This is a genomic window from Ruegeria sp. BHSA191 (genome assembly GCF_059613325.1).
The window spans coordinates 150,462-168,434 of the sequence record NZ_JBXWSH010000001.1; the positions used below are offsets into that span (position 1 = coordinate 150,462).

At 63.8% G+C, this 17,973-nt stretch carries 15 protein-coding genes; 10 read left to right on the forward strand and 5 right to left on the reverse strand.

The window, feature by feature from the left end:
• Positions 1 to 143: 143 nt before the first annotated feature.
• The 3 genes from AC2FNS_RS00750 to AC2FNS_RS00760 all read left to right on the forward strand — a co-directional run bounded on the left by AC2FNS_RS00750 (position 144) and on the right by AC2FNS_RS00760 (position 2,696).
• Entirely contained in the window at positions 144 to 1,037 is an 894-nt protein-coding gene (locus AC2FNS_RS00750) for a PfkB family carbohydrate kinase (protein ID WP_496711407.1), read from the forward strand.
• Positions 1,034 to 1,948, forward strand: a complete 915-nt coding sequence (locus AC2FNS_RS00755) for a pseudouridine-5'-phosphate glycosidase (protein ID WP_496689111.1) — start codon at positions 1,034 to 1,036, stop codon at positions 1,946 to 1,948. Before AC2FNS_RS00750 ends, AC2FNS_RS00755 begins: the two co-directional genes overlap by 4 nt.
• Positions 1,949 to 2,018: 70 nt before the next feature.
• Positions 2,019 to 2,696: a DUF502 domain-containing protein gene (locus AC2FNS_RS00760; protein ID WP_496711408.1), complete on the forward strand. Its 678-nt coding sequence runs from the start codon at positions 2,019 to 2,021 to the stop codon at positions 2,694 to 2,696.
• Here AC2FNS_RS00760 and AC2FNS_RS00765 read toward each other — a convergent pair whose 3' ends face one another.
• Positions 2,697 to 3,725, reverse strand: coding sequence for a patatin-like phospholipase family protein (locus AC2FNS_RS00765; RefSeq protein ID WP_496711409.1), 1,029 nt, complete (start codon positions 3,723 to 3,725; stop codon positions 2,697 to 2,699). It abuts the gene before it with no gap.
• 28 nt (positions 3,726 to 3,753) lie between these two features.
• Complete coding sequence (locus tag AC2FNS_RS00770; RefSeq protein ID WP_496678138.1) at positions 3,754 to 4,527, reverse strand: 3-hydroxybutyrate dehydrogenase; 774 nt, start codon at positions 4,525 to 4,527, stop codon at positions 3,754 to 3,756.
• 314 nt (positions 4,528 to 4,841) lie between these two features.
• On the opposite strand from AC2FNS_RS00770, the gene AC2FNS_RS00775 reads away from it, so the two are divergent.
• Both AC2FNS_RS00775 and AC2FNS_RS00780 read left to right on the forward strand, forming a co-directional pair.
• Positions 4,842 to 6,668, forward strand: coding sequence for an extracellular solute-binding protein (locus AC2FNS_RS00775; protein ID WP_496711410.1), 1,827 nt, complete (start codon positions 4,842 to 4,844; stop codon positions 6,666 to 6,668).
• Between the two features lie 457 nt (positions 6,669 to 7,125).
• Complete coding sequence (locus tag AC2FNS_RS00780; protein ID WP_496678133.1) at positions 7,126 to 7,353, forward strand: hypothetical protein; 228 nt, start codon at positions 7,126 to 7,128, stop codon at positions 7,351 to 7,353.
• Here AC2FNS_RS00780 and AC2FNS_RS00785 read toward each other — a convergent pair.
• Positions 7,350 to 7,973 carry a helix-turn-helix domain-containing protein gene (locus AC2FNS_RS00785; RefSeq protein ID WP_496678132.1) on the reverse strand — a complete coding sequence of 208 codons (624 nt, stop codon included), beginning with the start codon at positions 7,971 to 7,973 and terminating at the stop codon, positions 7,350 to 7,352. The genes AC2FNS_RS00780 and AC2FNS_RS00785 overlap by 4 nt on opposite strands.
• Before the next feature lie 65 nt (positions 7,974 to 8,038).
• On the opposite strand from AC2FNS_RS00785, the gene AC2FNS_RS00790 reads away from it, so the two are divergent.
• The 5 genes from AC2FNS_RS00790 (at position 8,039) to AC2FNS_RS00810 (ending at position 13,891) form a co-directional block, all read left to right on the forward strand.
• Positions 8,039 to 9,556, forward strand: coding sequence for a class I adenylate-forming enzyme family protein (locus AC2FNS_RS00790; protein ID WP_496803746.1), 1,518 nt, complete (start codon positions 8,039 to 8,041; stop codon positions 9,554 to 9,556).
• Positions 9,553 to 10,212 carry a DsbA family oxidoreductase gene (locus AC2FNS_RS00795; RefSeq protein WP_496803747.1) on the forward strand — a complete coding sequence of 220 codons (660 nt, stop codon included), beginning with the start codon at positions 9,553 to 9,555 and terminating at the stop codon, positions 10,210 to 10,212. Before AC2FNS_RS00790 ends, AC2FNS_RS00795 begins: the two co-directional genes overlap by 4 nt.
• Positions 10,213 to 10,288: 76 nt before the next feature.
• Entirely contained in the window at positions 10,289 to 11,497 is a 1,209-nt protein-coding gene (locus AC2FNS_RS00800) for a multidrug effflux MFS transporter (RefSeq protein WP_496678126.1), read from the forward strand.
• Between the two features lie 55 nt (positions 11,498 to 11,552).
• Positions 11,553 to 13,217 (forward strand): tetratricopeptide repeat protein, encoded by a 1,665-nt coding sequence (locus AC2FNS_RS00805; protein WP_496803748.1) that lies wholly within the window; start codon positions 11,553 to 11,555, stop codon positions 13,215 to 13,217.
• The gene (locus tag AC2FNS_RS00810) at positions 13,214 to 13,891 is read left to right on the forward strand and encodes an SH3 domain-containing protein (protein WP_496711414.1); all 678 of its coding nucleotides are present in this window, start codon (positions 13,214 to 13,216) and stop codon (positions 13,889 to 13,891) included. The genes AC2FNS_RS00805 and AC2FNS_RS00810 overlap by 4 nt, the downstream gene beginning before the upstream one ends.
• Before the next feature lie 9 nt (positions 13,892 to 13,900).
• Here AC2FNS_RS00810 and mfd read toward each other — a convergent pair whose 3' ends face one another.
• Entirely contained in the window at positions 13,901 to 17,359 is a 3,459-nt protein-coding gene (gene mfd / locus AC2FNS_RS00815) for a transcription-repair coupling factor (RefSeq protein WP_496803749.1), read from the reverse strand.
• 21 nt (positions 17,360 to 17,380) lie between these two features.
• On the reverse strand, positions 17,381 to 17,905 hold the full coding sequence (locus tag AC2FNS_RS00820; RefSeq protein WP_496711416.1) for a component of SufBCD complex: 525 nt from the start codon (positions 17,903 to 17,905) through the stop codon (positions 17,381 to 17,383).
• Positions 17,906 to 17,973: the final 68 nt, after the last annotated feature.

The window sequence follows — 17,973 nt, forward strand, 5'->3', positions numbered from 1 at the left end:
CCCGAAGGATCCAGAAATAAATCTAAGCACTGGCCCCGAGTGTTTCCGGGATACAGGCGTTTGACAAGCCCGATTGGTCAGGGCGGCCCGTTTCCGCACCCTTCCGGCTTGCGCCCATGGCGACCCTGCGGCATGACGAGGACATGACTCGGAATTCTGACATCCTGTGTATCGGGTCCGTCCTGTGGGACGTGATCGGACGATCCGCCAGCCACATGCGGCAGGGTTCGGATGTGCCCGGCCGCATCACGCGCCTGCCCGGTGGCGTGGCGATGAACATCGCCATGACGCTTGTGCGCTTCGGCATGACACCGACCCTTTTGACCGCCATCGGCAGCGACCCCGAGGGCGACGAGCTGGTTCACGCCTGCAAGCGGCTGGGCATGGACACGACCCATGTCTACCGCTCGCAAGACCTGCCCACCGACCGTTACATGGCGGTCGAAGGCGCAAACGGCCTGATCGCCGCCATCGCCGACGCCCATTCGCTCGAGGCCGCCGGCGCCAAGATCCTGCGCCCGCTGATTCATGGCCCGCTGGGGTATGAAAACACCCCGTTCGAGGGCCAGATCGCGCTGGACGGCAACCTGACGCTGGACCTTCTGGAAGAAATCGCCGTCAGCCCGGCCTTCGCCCGTGCCGACCTGCGCGTGGCCCCGGCGTCGCCCGGCAAGGCCGAGCGGCTGCTGCCTTTCCTCAAGCACGGCCGGGCCACGCTGTATGTGAACCTCGAGGAAGCCGGGCTACTGTGCCAGCGCGAGTTCGACGATTCCGAAACCGCCGCCCGCGCGCTGCTGGACAGGGGCGCGCTGCGTGCGCTGGTGACCGACGGGGGCAACTCGGCCACCGTGGCCAGTGCCGAAGCGGTGATCACCCAGAAACCCCCGTCGGTTCTGGTCACGCGCGTGACCGGCGCAGGCGACACGTTCATGGCGGCCCATATCGCCGCCGAAGCCAATGGCGCGAGCATCGACGAGGCGCTGACCCGCGCCTTGCATGCCGCCGCAACCTATGTATCCGGAGAGACCCCCCTGTGATCGACATCCAGTATTCCGCCGAAGTGCGCGCGGCCAAGGACGACGAAACCCCCATCGTTGCCCTGGAAAGCACCATCATCACCCACGGCATGCCCTACCCGCAGAACATCGAGGTGGCGGCCCAGGTCGAGCAGGACATCCGCGACGCGGGTGCCGTTCCTGCCACGATCGCAGTGATTGACGGCCGGCTGCATGTGGGGCTGGAACCCGATCAGCTGAAGGATCTGGGACAGGCGCAGGGTGTGGCCAAGATCTCGCGCGCGGACATGGCGGCCTGCATCGCTTCGGGCGGCACCGGGGCCACCACCGTGGCCGCCACGATGATCGCCGCCCATTTTGCGGGGATCGAGGTCTTTGCCACCGGCGGCATCGGCGGGGTGCACCGTGGTGCGGAAACCAGCTTTGACATCTCGGCCGACCTGCACGAATTGGCGCAGACCCCGGTCACGGTCGTGGCCGCCGGGGCCAAGGCGATCCTTGATCTGGCTAAAACGCTCGAGGTACTGGAAACGCTGGGCGTGCCGGTCATCGCCCATGGGCAGGATGAATTCCCGGCTTTTTGGTCGGCCAAGTCGCCCTTTGCCGCGCCCCTGCGGATGGATACGGCCGAGCAGATCGCCAAGGCCCATGCGACGCGCCGCGCGCTGGGTCTGCCCGGCGGGCAACTGGTGGCTAACCCGATCCCGCAGGCCGATCAGATCCCATCCGAGGAACTGGACCCGATTATCGCCTCGGCGCAGCAGGACGCTGAAGCACACCGCATCACCGGCAAAGCCGTCACGCCCTATCTGCTGCAGCGCATCTACGAGCGGACCGAGGGCCGATCCCTGATCGCCAATATAGCCCTGGTGCGCAACAATGCGCGCCTTGCGGCTGGCATCGCCAAGGCTTTGAAGGCTCAGGCGGACTGAACGCCAATCGGACCTATTGTACCAAGGCGCCGGACTGATTAACTAATCCGGCAAACCGCTCGGAACCGCGATGAACACACCGTTTGATGAAGAACCCCACCGCCGCCCCGGCCTGCTGTCGCGGCTACGCGCGTCGTTTCTGACGGGTATCGTCGTCATCGCACCAGTCTGGCTGACGCTGTGGTTGATCCTGTCGGTGGTCGGCTGGATCGACAGCGCGGTTCTGCCCCTGATCCCGCACCAGTTCCGCCCTGAACAATATGTAGGCATCAACCTGCGCGGCGTAGGCGTACTGTTCTTCCTGATCTTCACGGTTCTGGTCGGCTGGATCGCCAAAGGTATTTTGGGTCGGTCACTGATCCATTTTGCCGAAAGCCTGGTCAACCGGATGCCCGTCGTCCGGTCGATCTATTCCGGGATCAAGCAGATCTCGGAAACCGTCTTTGCCCAGACCGAGCGGTCATTCGAGAATGCCTGCCTGGTGCAGTATCCCCGCCGGGGCATCTGGGCCATCGGCTTCGTCTCGACCGAGGCCAAGGGCGAGATCAACAAACGAGCCGAAACCGGCGGCGGCCTGCTGAGCGTGTTCATCCCGACCACGCCGAACCCGACTTCGGGTTTTCTGCTGTTCTTCCCCGAGGAAGACGTGATCCTGCTGGACATGACGATCGAGGATGCCGCCAAGCTGGTGATCTCGGCCGGGTTGGTCTATCCGAACCAGAAAGACCCCTCACAGCCGCCCGAGTGATCAGCCGAACATCGCGGGCAGATCGACGGTGCTGCGCGCACCCAGATCGGGTTCGTGATCGGCCAGAAACCGGTCGGCCGCGGCCCGTCCCGCCTGTTTCAGGCTGTGCAGAACCACCGGGTTTGGCACCGTCTTGGTCGCAACCGACAGGCTGTTCATAAGGGCGTCATCTGCAATCATGTGCACGAAGACACGGCTCATCTCGCCCGCTTTCAACTTGCCCTCGGCCAGCAGGCGCTGCACGAAGTTGATCGCCCGCAATTCGCGCAGAAGGGACGAGTTGAAGCTGATCTCGTTGATCCGGTTCTGGATCTGCTGCGGGGTCTTCGGAACCTCGTCGCGCTCCAGCGGGTTGATGTTCACGATCACCACATCCTTGGGCAGACCCGCGTTGAACAGAGGGAACAGCGCCGGGTTGCCGGTATAGCCGCCATCCCAATAGGCTTCGGTTCGGTCGGTTTCGGGGTCGTGAATTTCAACGGCCTGGAAAAGGTTCGGCAGGCAGGCCGAGGCGAGGATCGCTTCGGTCGTCACCTCATCACCCGTGAACACCCGGATCTTGCCGCTGCGCACGCAGGTGGCGCAGACGAACAGACGCGGCCCCTGATCGGCGCAGACCTCGCCAAAATCAAAGGCCTCGACCACTGGGGCCAGCGGATTGCGGTAGAACGGCCCATAAGCATAGGGCGACACCATCCGCGACCAGGTATCGGCTATTGAGAACGGCACGGAATACTCCATCGCCTGCGCGATCTGGGCGGGCTCCATCCCGGCCAGCCAGTTGGCGATGCGCATGTCGCCCACCGCGCCCATCCGCTCCCACAGGGCGTTCAAGGTCTCGCGCGCGCCATCGCGACCGGCATGAACCATGCCGGCCTTGAAGGCAGCCCCGTTTAGCGCCCCGGCCGAGGTTCCGGTGATCGCCGCAACCTCGATGTCTTCGTCGTCCAGCAGACGGTCCAGCACGCCCCAAGTAAAGGCGCCATGCGCGCCGCCACCCTGCAGGGCGAGGTTGATGCGCTTTACCATATCCGCCGGCCCCAGCGCGCGCCGCGGATCACAGCGCGGTCCAGCCGCCGTCGACCGAGATCGTGGTGCCGGTGATTTGGGCCGCCGCGTCCGAGCACAGGAACACGGTGGTTCCACCAAGTTGTTCGACGGTCGCGAACTCTTTCGAGGGTTGCCGTTCGAGCATGACGTTCTTGATTACGTCCTCGCGGCTCATGTTGTATTCCTTCATCGTGTCGGGGATCTGCGCCTCGACCAGCGGCGTCAGCACATAGCCCGGACAGATGGCGTTGCAGGTGATCGGCTCCTGCGCGGTTTCAAGCGCAACGGTCTTGGTCATGCCCACGACCCCATGCTTGGCCGCCACATAAGCCGCCTTGTAGGGCGACGCCGTCAGCCCATGCGCCGAGGCGATGTTGACGATCCGCCCCCACCCGGCCTTGCGCATCATCGGCAGCGCCGCCGCCGTCGTGTGAAAGGCCGAGTTCATGTTGATGGCGATGATCGCGTCCCATTTCTCGACCGGAAACTGGTCGATCGGTGCCACGTGCTGAATGCCTGCGTTGTTGACCAGTATATCGCAGGCTCCGGCCTGTTCGACCAACGCCCGGCATTCCTCGCCCTTGGACATGTCGGCCTTAATGTAGCGCGCCGTGGTTCCGGTTTCCTTGCTGATCTCGGCGGCCAGTGCGTGATCTTCATCGCGGTCGGTGAACGAGTTCAGAACCACGTCGGCCCCCGCCTTGGCCAATTCGCGCGCGATGCCCAACCCGATGCCCGAATTCGATCCGGTAATGATTGCAGTTTTTCCCGACAGGTTCATTTGGGGTCTCCCACAGATTCATGATTTGGAGACACAGTGCCATGCTGCACCTGCAAAATAAACGGGGAAAGACCCGTTTGCGGATACGGTCGATTTATGGGCGGGAAACTCGGAGCTCGAGGCAGAAAAAAACGCCCGCACGAAGCGGGCGTTAAGTTATTGAGGCAGGTTTCATACAGGCAAGAAACCTATCGAGCAGTGCAACCTTTATAAGCAATTCCGCGCCGTCATCCAAGCTAAAAGTTTGAAAATAAGAAAAATCATCGGTACGGTGAATCCCAACAAAATAAGGCCAGAGCAGGATTGTTTCCAAAATGAGCCCCGATTTTCTTCGCCCGCTTCGCCCTGTGATCGCGGGAATCACCGCCGCGCTTTCCGTGACGTCAGCGCTCGCAGATTCGGCCCATGGCATAGCTATGTATGGCGACCCTGCCCTACCACCGGATTTTGTGTCTCTGCCCTATGCCAACCCGGATGCGCCCAAGGGCGGCAAGGTCGTGTTCGGCAACACCGGCGGCTTTAACAGTTTGAACCCGTTCGTGCAAAAAGGCACCGCCCCCTGGCAGCTGAGATTTTGGACGCACGAGGGGTTGATGGGCCGGTCCTGGGACGAACCATTCACGCTTTACGGTCTTCTGGCCGAATCAATCGACACCGCGCCCGACCGATCCTGGGTCGAATTCACCCTGCGCGAGAATGCCCGCTTCTCGGACGGATCCCCGGTCACGGTCGAGGACGTGATCTGGTCCCACGAGACGCTCGGCACCCAGGGGCACCTGCGCTATCGCGGTCTTTGGTCCAAGATCGACAGCATCGACCAGACCGGACCGCGCTCGGTGCGGATCACCTTCAACGAACCCGACCGCGAACTGGCCCTCATCGCGGGCCTGCGTCCGATCCTGAAAAAGGCCCAGTGGGAGGGCAAGGATTTCGCCGAGGCACCCCTGCAGGACATTCCCATCGGCACCGGCCCTTACGTGATCGACGACTACGAAGCCGGGCGTTTCGTGAATTTCAAGCGCAACCCCGACTATTGGGGCAAGGATGTCCCCTTCCGGCGCGGCACGATGAATTTCGACGAGATGCGGATCGAATTCTACGGCGATCAGACCGTTCTGTTCGAGGCTTTCAAGGCCGGCAAGTTGTCAGCCATCCGCGAATTCAACGCCGACAAATGGGCCACGCAGTACGATTTCCCTGCCGTCCAGCGGGGCGACATCGTCACAACCGAGATCCCGCACAAGAAACCGTCGGGGATGACCGGGCTGGTCATGAATACCCGACGCGCGCCGTTCGACGACTGGCGTGTGCGCGAGGCGCTGATCCTCGCCTTCAACTTCGAATACATCAACGGCACCTTCACCGGCGGGGCACAGCCGCGGATCACCTCGTATTTCTCGGGGTCCGACCTGGCCATGCAGCCCGGGCCGGCCAAAGGGCGCGTGGCCGAGTTGTTGCAGCCCTATGCCGATGATCTGCCCCCCGGTGCGCTGGAAGGGTACGATCTGCCCAAGGGCGACGCCTCGGTCCGCAACCGAAGGGACATCCGCAAGGCGGCCGGCCTGCTGGAACAGGCCGGCTGGACCATCCAGGATGGGGTGCTCCGCAACGCCGAAGGCCAGCCGTTCAAGGTGAACCTGATCATCAGCCAAGGCGGCCTGAACGTGGTGCAGAACGTCGACGCCATCGCCGAGATCTATGCCCGAGCGCTGGAACGGCTGGGGATCGAGCTGACCGTCGACAAGGTGGATGACGCCCAATACACCCAACGCATTTCCGAGTTGGATTTCGACATGACCCCGTTTCGCCGCGCGCTGTCGCTGTCGCCGGGCAATGAACAGCGCCTGTACTGGGGCAGCGAAGGCGCCGACACGCCGGGCACACGCAACCTGATGGGCGTAGCCTCGCCCGCCGTCGACGGGCTAATTGACGCGATGCTGGCCTCGGAGAGCCGCGAGGATTTCGTGGCCGCCACCCGCGCGCTGGACCGGGTTCTGACGGCGGGCCGCTACGTCATTCCGATCTGGAGCTTTGACGTGGGCCGTATCGCCCATGTCAAGCAGATGCGGCACCCTGAAATTCTGCCGATCTATGGCGACGGCCCGCAATTCATGCCCGACGTCTGGTGGTACGAGGACTGACTCACGGCCCGCGGGGGCGGTTGACCCTGCGGGCGGATTCAGACTTGAGTGCGCCAGCGGAAGATCGGCGAAAAACGGCACATCGCCCAACCACAAGATAATGACCCGGCCCGGGCACGTCCGACCGCATACCGGGTTGGACGGCAGATCAAGCGGCTGCGATCGAACGCACCCCCAAATATTGGAACAGCTTGCACGAAAGCCCGGTTAGTTATCGCAGCTTCTTTTAGGAAAATGCACGACATGAAAAGAGTTTGGAGGCGCGGGCCGACGATTGAGGCCGATCGTTTCAGACGGGGTCGATGCCGTGCCCAAGCTCCGTTGTCTTGCTCACGCCCGGCTGTACAGAGCGCGAGACGAACTGCGACATTTTGTCATGTCTTACATAGCATCACCTCCTCCTTACGCTGATCTGGGGAAGAGCAGTCCTGAAACCCGAACCGCGGGAGGCTCACAGATGTTGAACTGGACTGATTTGACACAAGACTGGAGCGCGACCTATGCCCGCGCCAAGCGCCGTTTTCCGAACCTGCGCGACCAGGATATGGCGCGCGTCAGGGCCGACAGAAAACGGTTCGAGGCCTATCTGGCCGAACGTCATCACCTGACGATGACCGAGGCCCATGAAGAAGTCGAAGACTTCCTGTTCACCGAAGGACTGAACCGAGAGCTGGCCCGCAGCTAGGCCAGCGACGTGACCCACAGGATGGTCGCGTCTTCCTCGCTGACCGAGATCACGTTGTGACCCATGCTGCCGTCGTAATATGCGCTGTCGCCTCGGCGCATTTCGACGGGCTCGTAGAACTCGGTATACAGGCGGATTACGCCGGTGAGCACATACAGGAACTCTTCGCCGTCGTGACGCACCCAGCCATCGAACTCGTCCATCGACCGCGCCCGCACGCGCGCACGATAGGGCAGCATCTGCTTTTTCGTCAGCGTCTCGGCCAGCAGCTCGTGTTCATAGGTCGTGGTGGCATGGGCGGTGCCCTGCCCGTTTCGCGTCACCGCCATGCGGCCGATGACCTGATCGCGCTCAGGCGGGGTGAACAGCTGCGGCACCGAAATCTCAAGTCCTGTCGCCAGCTTTTTCAGCGCATCATAGGTGGGCGACATCTGGCCGTTTTCGATCTTGGACAGGGTCGAGCGCGCCAGCCCGGCCTGATTGGCCGCCTGTTCCAGCGTCCAGTTGCGCGCTTTGCGCAGCTCGCGCACGCGTGCGCCCAGATCGACCGGCTCGGGCTCGGACTGGGTGCCGTTGTCGCGGGCGATGCGTACGATGGATTTGTGGTCTTTGCTCGTCATGCGTCATTCTATAGGGCCAGCGCCGCGCGCTTGCAACGCGTGACAAACGGCAATAGCCAAGGCGCATGTTGTCAATCTTTGATCAAGGGCCACCGCCGCCCTGTCCTACGCCATTCAACCTGGCCGCCCACGTGTTGCGGCGCGCCGATGCCACGCCGGACAAGGTAGCTCTGTCCGTGCTGCGCGCCGACGGTTCGGACGATTGGTCCTATGCGCTGCTGAAATCCGCAGTTCTGGGCACCGGAACCGGGCTGCTGCGCGCGGGCCTTGTGCCCGGAGACATCGTGCTGATGCGCCTGGGCAATACGGTCGATTTTCCCATCGCCTATCTGGGGGCAATCGCAGTCGGTCTGATCCCGGTGCCGACATCCTCGCAACTGACCGAGCCAGAAACGGAACGGATGATCCGGGAACTGTCCCCAGCCGCCATTCTGCGCGATCCGTCCGTGGCCTGTGCCGCGCATCCCCAGCAGATCGGCCTGACCGACCTTGCCGCCATGCGCGACCTGCCGCTCGCGTCGTTCGACATGGGCGACCCGGAACGCATGGCCTATATCGTCTATACCTCAGGCACCTCGGGCAAGCCACGCGCCGTGGCCCATGCGCATCGCGCGATCTGGGCGCGGCAGATGATGGTCGATGGCTGGTACGGTCTGCGCGAGGCCGACCGCCTGTGCCACGCGGGCGCGTTCAACTGGACCTACACGCTGGGCACCGGCCTGATGGACCCGTGGACCATCGGCGCCACTGCGCTGATCCCCGAACCCGGAACCGACCCGGCAGCCCTGCCCGGGTTGCTGCGCCGCCACCGCGCCTCGATCTTTGCGGCCGCCCCGGGCGTGTACCGCAAGATGCTGAACGCGGCAGACATGCTGCCCCTGCCCGATCTGCGCCACGGCCTGAGCGCCGGCGAGAAACTGTCGCGCGCCCTCCACGAACGCTGGGTTCAGGCCACCGGGACAGAGCTGTACGAGGCTTACGGCATGTCGGAATGCTCGACCTTCATCTCATCGAGCCCATCCCACCCTGCGCGCGGAGACTCTCTGGGCCAGCCGCAACCGGGGCGCCGCGTGGCGATCCTGGGGCCTGACGGACCGGTTCCGCAGGGACAGGAAGGCACCATCGCCATTCACCGCTCGGACCCGGGGCTGATGCTGACTTACCTCAACGCCCCGGACGAGGCCCGCGCGCGCATGCAGGGCGACTGGTTCCTGACCGGCGATCAAGGGGCGATGGCCGTGGATGGGCAGATCACCTATCTGGGGCGCGACGACGACATGATGAACGCCGGCGGCTACCGGGTATCTCCGGTCGAGGTCGAATCCGTCCTGTCACGCTTTCCCGGAATCTCGCAGGTCGGCGCGGCGGCGGTCGAGGTCAAACCGGACACCTTCGTGATCGCTGCCTTTTATTCCGGGCCGGAAAAACTGGAAGAAACCGCCCTGCGCGCTTATGTCGAGGCCAACCTGGCGCGCTACAAGCAACCCCGCGCCTTCATCCATCTTCCCGAACTGCCCACCGGGGGCAACGGAAAACTCCTGCGCCGCGCACTGCCGGCCTATTTCAAGGCACCCTCCGAATGACCCAGACCGTCAAGCTTGATATCCTGTCCGACCCGATCTGCCCGTGGTGCTATATCGGCAAGACCAACCTGGACAAGGCCCTGGCCTCGGTCCCGGACCATCCGTTCGTGATCGAATGGCATCCGTTCCAGTTGAACCCCGACATGCCCGAAGGCGGCATGGACCGGCGCGAATACCTGGAACGCAAGTTCGGTGGCAACGAAGGTGCGGTCAAAGCTTATGCGCCGGTGGTGGAGCATGCCGAAAAGGCCGGCCTGAACATCAATTTCGAGGCCATGAAGCGCACCCCGAACACGCTGGACGCCCATCGCCTGATCCACTGGGCCGGGATCGAAGGCAAGCAGAACGAGGTGGTGGATGCGCTGTTCGACGCCTATTTCGTGCAGGGCCGCGACATCGGCGACCACGAGGTGTTGGCCGACATCGCCGACAGCGTGGGCATGGACGCCGCTGTGGTTCTGAAACTGTTGAAATCCGACGCCGACCGGGACGACATCCGCAAACGCGACGCCCATTCACGCGAGATGGGGGTGAACTCGGTGCCGACCTTTATCGTCGCCAACCAGCACGCAGTACCTGGCGCCCAGCCGCCCGAGCTATGGAAGCAGGTCATCGATGAAATCATGTCTCAGTTTGAGCCCTCCTCTGCAGAATAGCACAGAGTTCTGTGCGCGGTTGCACCTAGCCCACCTTGCCCTGTCGTGTTAGCGCGTTGGGGCAAGGAGTCCCCGCATGGCTGACCGTATTTCCAGGGCCGAATTCATCGCGCTGATCGCGATGATGTTTGCCACCATCGCATTTTCGATTGATTCAATGCTGCCTGCCCTGCCCGAGATCGGCGCGCAGCTCAGCCCTGATGACGTGAACCGGGCGCAGCTGATCCTGACCAGCTTTGTTCTGGGCATGGGGATCGGCACGTTCTTCACCGGTCCGATCTCGGATGCGGTCGGACGCCGGCCGGTGATCTTCGCCGGCGCGGCGCTCTATATTCTGGCATCGGCCGTGGCCTGGGCCAGTTCATCGCTGGAGCTGGTTCTGGCTGCCCGGGTGGCTCAGGGGCTGGGGGCCGCCGGTCCGCGTGTCGTGGCCATGGCCATCATCCGTGATCTGTTCTCGGGCCGGGAAATGGCGCGGATCGTGTCGATCGCGATGATGATCTTTACACTGGTGCCTGCCATCGCGCCCATGGCCGGTGCCGCCGTGATCGCCTTCGCCGGTTGGCGCGGTGTGTTCATGTCGTTCATCCTGTTCGCGCTGGTGATCATTGTCTGGATGGGGTTCCGACTGCCGGAGTCCCTCGCCCCGGAAAACCGCCGCCCGTTCCGCCTGCCGCTGATGGTCGGTGCGGTGAAAGAGATGTTCGCCCACCCCACCGTGCGCTTGTCGATCTTTGTTCAGACCCTTTGCATGGGCATGTTGTTCACGATGCTGACCATGGTGCAGCCGGTCTATGATGTGATCCACCACCGCGCCGACAGCTTCCCCTTCTGGTTCGGGTTCGTGGCGCTGATGTCCGGCTCGGCCAGCCTGCTGAACGCGGCCGTCGTGGTGCGCGTGGGGATGCGCCGCATGGTGACCTGGGCACTGGCCGGACAGATCCTGATCACCTCGCTGGTGATTGCCCTAAATATGTCGAACCTGTCGCCGCAGGCCTCGTTTGCGCTGTTCGTGTTCTGGCAGACCACTGTCTTTTTCATGGCCGGCGTCACGATGGGCAACCTGAATGCCATCGCGATGGAGCCGATGGGCCATATCGCCGGCATGGCGGCCTCGGTCATCGGGTCGATCTCGACCGTGCTGGCCGCCGCGATCGCCGCACCGGTTGGGCTGCTGTTCGACGGCACGCTGGGGCCGTTGACCATCGGCATCCTGACCATGTGCGTGCTGGCTTTCGGGCTGATGGTCCACATGGGCCGGATTGAAGACCGCGTTCCCGCCTGACCTGTGCAGCGCACCTGAACTGCGCTAGGCTCGCCCCATTCAGGGGGAATCCGGAATGAGCGACTATTACGATCTGGGCACGCATAGCTGCCCCGTCACCACGTCCTCGGATCAGGCGCAGCTGTGGTTCGACCGGGGCCTTGTCTGGACCTACGGCTACAATCACGAAGAGGCGGTCGTGTGTTTCCAGCGCGCGCTGGAGCATGACCCGGACTGCGCCATGGCCCATTGGGGCGTGGCCTATGCCGCCGGGCCGAACTACAACCTGCCCTGGGAGCTGCTGGACGATGCGGGCAAGGCCAAGGCGCTGGCCTGCGCCTATGACGCGACCCAGTGCGCACTGGCCCTGCTGGACCGCTGCACGCCTGTCGAACGCGAACTGATCCGCGCCCTGCCCGCCCGCTATCCCCAGCGTGACCCGGCGCCCGACATGCACCGCTGGGACCACGACTTCGCCGACGCCATGCGCGCCGCCTTCGCGGCCCGACCCGATCATCTGGACTTGCGCACCATCTATGTGGAGTCATTGCTGAACCTGACCCCCTGGCAGATGTGGGACCTGAGGACAGGCCAGCCCGCCGAGGGCGCCGCCACGGTTGAAGCGCAGGAGGCGTTGGAATGGGCCATGGCCCATGATCCGGCGGCGATGTCGCATCCGGGCCTGCTGCACCTCTACGTACACCTGATGGAGATGTCGTCCACGCCGGAAAAGGCACTGAAGGCCGGTGACGTGCTGCGCACGCTGGTGCCGGATGCCGGGCATCTGGTGCACATGCCAACCCATATCGACGTGCTGTGCGGCCACTATCAGAACGTCGTCCACTGGAACGAACAGGCGGTCACTGCCGATCTGAAATACTACCAGCGCGAAGGCGCTTTCAACATCTATACCGGCTATCGCCAGCACAATTACCACTTCGTCATCTATGGCGCGTTGTTCCTGGGTCAGATGGAGCCCGCCCTACGCGCCAATAAGGGCCTGTGGGACACCACGCCCGAGGAAATGCTGCGCATCGAAAGCCCGCCCATGGCGGATTACTTCGAAAGCTACATGGCCATGGGACCGCATATCCTGATCCGTTTCGGCCGGTGGGAGGAAGCCAAGGCTCTGCCCCTGCCCCCCGATCCCGACCTGTATCTGACGGTGACGGCCACCACGCATTATGCCCGCGCAGTCGCCCATGCCGCCACGGGCGACGTGGCCGAGGCCGAAGCCGAAGAACGGCTGTTCCTGGTCGCCAAGGACCGGGTGCCCGAAACCCGCCTGTTGCACAACAACCGCGTGATCGACCTGCTGGAGATCGCGCGCGAGATGCTGCGGGGCGAGATCGAGTACCGCAAAGGCAACTTCGACACGGCCTTCGCCCATCTGCGCCGCTCGGTCGAGTTGGACGACAACCTGCCCTATGACGAGCCCTGGGGCTGGATGCAGCCCACCCGCCACGCGCTGGGGGCGCTCCTGTTCGAACAGGGCCATGTGGCCGAGGCCGAAGCCGTCTATCGCGAGGATCTGGGCTTGGGCGGCACCCTCAGCCGGGCCTCGATCCATCCCGACAATGTCTGGAGCCTCAAGGGCTTGCACGATTGCCTCAAGGTGCGCGGCGCGCGAGAGGAATTGCAGCTGATCCGACAACGACTTGACCTGGCCCTGGCGCGGGCCGACCACAGCGTCGGCGCCTCATGCTTCTGCGCCCAGGCCGCGATGAGAGCCGCTGAATGAAACTGTTGAATGCTGCGCTGGTCGCACTGTTCTGCGGCCCCGCCTGGGCCGACCGTCAGACCTTTCCGCCTCTGGACGAGGCCAGCAACGACCCGGCGCTTGAAGCCTTTCGTGCGGACCTGCGCGCCAAGGTCGCCGCCCGCGACCTTGAGGGCGTGATGGCCGCCACCTGCCCCGAGATCTATACCAGCCACGGCGACCCGGACGGCCCCGAGACGTTCCGCGCCAACCTGACGGTCGATCCCGAGACCCTGCCCGAGTCCGATCGCCGCCACGCCGCCACCATCCGCGAGGACTACTGGCGCGACCTCGAGACCACGCTGGCCCAGCCCGGCTATTTCGACGAGGATGGCGAATTCTGGATGCCGCACCAGTGGCGCATCACCCTGCCGGCGGCGCTAGACCCGTTCACCGCCTATTTCGTGACCGGCCGGGATGTCACCCTGCGCCAGGCCCCCAACCGCGGCGCGCCCATTCTGGACCTGATCAGCCACGAGGTGGTGATCGTGCCGGAATATCTGGAAGAGACCGAATATCAGGGCGTCATCCTGACCGACGGAACGCGCGGCTATATCTATTCCGATTTCCTGTGGTCGATGGTCGGCTATCGCGCGGCCTTCGTGAAGTCGGACAGCGGTGACTGGCAGCTGTGTACATTCGTCGCCGGAGACTAGGCCGCGCCCTCAGGCGTTGGCCTTCTTCTTTTTCTCAGCCGCCACCTTCTCGGCCAGATCGCGGGCAATGGCAAAGGCGCCCTTGATCTTGTCGCTGTCCTTCTTCCAGTCGCGCCGCACCACGATCTTGTTGTCCTTGACCTTGGCCAGCCCGCGCTGGTTCTGGATGAACTCGACCAAACCTTGCGGTGAGGCGAACTTGTCGTTGTGGAACTGGATCGTGGCCCCTTTGGGTCCGCCGTCCAGCTTGGCAATGCCCGCGCGTTTGCACATCGCCTTGATCCGCACCACCAACAGCAGCGTGTTCACCTCTTTCGGCAGCGGGCCAAACCGGTCGATCAATTCGGCGGCAAAGCCCTCCAGCTCGACCTTGGTCGACAGCGACGACAGACGGCGATAGAGGCCCAGCCGCACGTCCAGATCGGGCACATAGTCTTCGGGGATCAGCACCGGAACGCCCAGGTTGATCTGCGGCGCCCACTGGTCGTCGGCTTCGCTCAGCCCCTCCATCTCGCCGACCTTGATCTTAGCAATCGCCTCTTCCAGCATCGATTGGTAGAGTTCATACCCCACGTCGCGCATCTGGCCCGACTGTTCCTCGCCCAGCAGGTTGCCCGCGCCGCGAATGTCCAGGTCCTGGCTGGCCAGCGTGAACCCGGCCCCCAGCGTATCGAGCGAGCCCAGAACCCGCAGGCGCTTTTCGGCGGCCGGGGTCAGACGTGCGCGCGGCTTGGTGGTCAGATAGGCGTAGGCGCGGGTCTTGGACCGCCCCACCCGGCCCCGGATCTGATAGAGCTGCGCCAGCCCGAACATGTCGGCCCGGTGCACCACCATCGTGTTTGCGGTGGGAATGTCCAGCCCGCTTTCCACGATCGTGGTGGCCAGCAGAATGTCATACTTGCCGTCGTAAAAGGCATTCATCCTGTCGTCCAGCTCACCCGCCGCCATCTGGCCATGGGCCACCACATAGGTCAGCTCCGGCAGCTGTTCTTTCAGAAACTCCTCGATCTCGGGCAGGTCCGAGATGCGCGGCACCACATAGAAACTCTGCCCGCCGCGATAGTGCTCGCGCAGCAGCGCCTCGCGGATGGTGACGGCATCGAACTCGCTGACATAGGTGCGGATCGCCAGGCGATCGACGGGCGGTGTGCCGATGATCGACAGGTCGCGCACCCCGGTCAGGCTCAGTTGCAGGGTGCGCGGGATCGGCGTCGCGGTCAGCGTCAGCACATGCACGTCCGAGCGCAGTTGCTTGAGCCTTTCCTTGTGGGCCACGCCGAAATGCTGCTCTTCGTCGATGATCAACAGCCCGAGGTTCTGGAACCGGATGCCCTTGGCCAGCAGCGCATGGGTGCCGATCACGATATCGACCGTCCCCTTGGCCAGCCCTTCGCGGGTCTGTTGCGCCTCTTTGGCCGAGACGAAACGTGACAATTGCCGGACTTCCAGCGGGAAGCCCCGGAACCGTTCCTTGAAGCTGGCGGCGTGCTGACGCGCCAGCAATGTTGTGGGCGCGATCACCGCCACCTGCAGCCCGGACATGGCCGCAACAAAGGCCGCGCGCATGGCGACCTCGGTCTTGCCAAAGCCCACGTCGCCGCAGATCAGGCGATCCATCGGCGTGCCCGAGTGCAGGTCCTCCATCACGTCGGCGATGGCGCGCAGCTGGTCCTCGGTTTCCTGGTAAGGAAAGCGGGCGCTGAACTCCTCCCACGCGTGGGGCGGCGGGTCCATGATCGGAGCCTTGCGCAGGGCGCGTTCGGCCGCGATGCGGATCAGCCGGTCGGCCATCTCGCGGATGCGTTCCTTGAGCTTGGCCTTCTTGGCCTGCCACGCACCACCGCCCAGCTTGTCGAGCAAGCCTTCCTCGTGCCCGTATTTCGACAGCAGCTCGATGTTTTCGACCGGAAGGTACAGCTTGGCGCCTTCAGCATATTCCAGCAGCAGGCATTCATGCGCGGCGCCCAGGGCGGTCACGACCTCCATGCCCATGTACCGGCCGATGCCGTGATCGACATGCACGACCAGATCGCCGGGGCTGAGCGATTGGGTCTCGGTCAGGAAATTCTCGGCCTTGCGGCGTTTCTTGGGCTGGCGGATCAGCCGGTCGCCCAGCACGTCCTGTTCCGAAATCACCGTCATGTCAGGCGTCTCGAAGCCGTGCTCCAACGCCCAGACCGCCAGGTGCAGGCCGCGCTTGCCGATGCGCGAGCCGTCGGTCACAAGAATTGCCTCGGCCAGGCCCTCATCCTCGATCAACCCGGTCAGGCGTTCGCGCGCGCCCTCGGAATAGGACGCGACCAGAACCGGCCCCTTCTCCAGCTTGTTCTTGATGTGGCTGGCCAGCGCGCCGAACAGGCTGATGCTTTCCTGCTGCCGCTCGGGGGCAAAGTTGCGCCCGATCCGACCGCCCGCGTCGATCACCCCGGGGCCGCTGGCCTGCGGCAGGGGGCTGAACTGCAGCACCCGCCGCTGCGCCACCGCCTGGGTCCAGGCGGCGTCGTCCAGATACAGCAGACCCGGCGGCGTGGGTTTATAGACCGAATCCATGCGCGAGCGGTTCTCGAGCGCCAGGCGCCGGGTTTCGTATTGATCGGCGATGCTGTCCCACCGGGCCAGACGCGCGGGCGTGACCTGATCGTCCAGCGTGATCGTCGCGCCCGGAAGGTAGTCGAACAACGTTTCCAGCTTTTCGTGGAACAGGGGCAGCCAGTGCTCCATGCCCTGATGCTTGCGTCCGGCGCTGACCGCTTCGTACAGCGGATCATCCGTACCGGCCGCACCGAATTCGATGCGATAGTTCTGACGGAACCGGGTGATGGCGGCTTCGTCCAGTATCACCTCGGAGACCGGGGCCAATTCGACCAGATCGAGCTTTTCTGTGGTGCGCTGGGTGGCCGGATCGAACCGGCGCGCGCCGTCCAGCACGTCACCGAACAGGTCCAGCCGCACTGGCCCTGCCTCGCCCGGCGGGAAGATGTCGATGATCCCGCCGCGCACGGCATAGTCGCCGGGCTCCATCACCGTGGGGCTTTGGCTGAACCCCATCCGCACCAGAAAGTCACGCAACGCGGCCTCGTCGATGCGTTGTCCGACCCGTGCGGTAAACGCCGCCTGCCGCAGCACGTCGCGCGCCGGCACGCGCTGGGTGGCAGCGTTCAGCGTGGTCAGCAGAACAAAGCGTTCGGGCATCTGGTGCACCAGCGCCGCCAGGGTCGCCACCCGCGCCGCCGCAATGTCGGGGTTGGGCGAAACCCGGTCATAGGGCAGGCAATCCCAACCGGGAAACAGGATCACGGGCATGTCGGGCGCAAAGAAACGCAACGCCGCGCGCATCGCCTCGGCACGTTTGTCGTCGCGCGCCACATGCAGAACCGGCCCGCCCGAGCGGGCGACCTCGTTCAGCACCAACTGCGCGTCGAACCCCTCGGGGGCGCCGCCGACTGTCACGTGGTTCGGAGCCTTCATCGCCTCGCCTTTCCGAATTTTCTATCCCAGAACGCCGATCGAAAAGTTCTGATACATGCCCCACATCGAAGTGACCAGTATCGCCAGCATACCGATGATCTGGGTTGCCAGCCGGCACCGGTGCAATGCCTTTGACACACCGGCGACCGTCAATTCCTGCCGCCGCAGGTTCCGGGCCACCCGCAGGCTGTTTGCGCCGACAAGAACCATCGGGAACAACAGCAGAAACACGGCCTGTGCGAACTCGACCTGATAGTAGAACCCCAGCGTGGCCAGCCCGGCGAACAGGAAGCAGCACAATGTCAGAAGAATGACGCCCGAAACTTCGGCCACATAGAGAATTCGGTTGGTGTTGATCCGCACGATGTCCAGCAGGTCAGCCTCGGCCTGGCCTCCGACGCGGCGGGCACGCACGACCAGATCATAGGGAACCCCCAGCACCCAATGGCTGGCCGTCGACCACAGGACCGCAAGCGCAATCCAGTACCACAGATTCGAAAAGCTGCGCATGTCGATGAGCTCGAAGATCGTGGAGTACCAGTCCAAACTCGGTCCTTTTTTCAAAATTCTCAGGCGGTTCTATCGCAACGGCGCGGCCATTGGTACCCTTGAGA

Bases quoted from the DNA above. Each gene is read 5' to 3' on its own strand.
- mfd (WP_496803749.1), bottom strand. From the start codon at position 17,359: ATGAAGGCTCCGAACCACGTGACAGTCGGCGGCGCCCCCGAGGGGTTC.
- AC2FNS_RS00800 (WP_496678126.1), top strand. From the start codon at position 10,289: ATGGCTGACCGTATTTCCAGGGCCGAATTCATCGCGCTGATCGCGATG.
- AC2FNS_RS00785 (WP_496678132.1), bottom strand. From the start codon at position 7,973: ATGACGAGCAAAGACCACAAATCCATCGTACGCATCGCCCGCGACAAC.
- AC2FNS_RS00770 (WP_496678138.1), bottom strand. From the start codon at position 4,527: ATGAACCTGTCGGGAAAAACTGCAATCATTACCGGATCGAATTCGGGC.
- AC2FNS_RS00760 (WP_496711408.1), top strand. From the start codon at position 2,019: ATGAACACACCGTTTGATGAAGAACCCCACCGCCGCCCCGGCCTGCTG.
- AC2FNS_RS00750 (WP_496711407.1), top strand. From the start codon at position 144: ATGACTCGGAATTCTGACATCCTGTGTATCGGGTCCGTCCTGTGGGAC.
- AC2FNS_RS00780 (WP_496678133.1), top strand. From the start codon at position 7,126: ATGTTGAACTGGACTGATTTGACACAAGACTGGAGCGCGACCTATGCC.
- AC2FNS_RS00790 (WP_496803746.1), top strand. From the start codon at position 8,039: ATGTTGTCAATCTTTGATCAAGGGCCACCGCCGCCCTGTCCTACGCCA.
- AC2FNS_RS00765 (WP_496711409.1), bottom strand. From the start codon at position 3,725: ATGGTAAAGCGCATCAACCTCGCCCTGCAGGGTGGCGGCGCGCATGGC.
- AC2FNS_RS00805 (WP_496803748.1), top strand. From the start codon at position 11,553: ATGAGCGACTATTACGATCTGGGCACGCATAGCTGCCCCGTCACCACG.
- AC2FNS_RS00775 (WP_496711410.1), top strand. From the start codon at position 4,842: ATGAGCCCCGATTTTCTTCGCCCGCTTCGCCCTGTGATCGCGGGAATC.
- AC2FNS_RS00810 (WP_496711414.1), top strand. From the start codon at position 13,214: ATGAAACTGTTGAATGCTGCGCTGGTCGCACTGTTCTGCGGCCCCGCC.
- AC2FNS_RS00795 (WP_496803747.1), top strand. From the start codon at position 9,553: ATGACCCAGACCGTCAAGCTTGATATCCTGTCCGACCCGATCTGCCCG.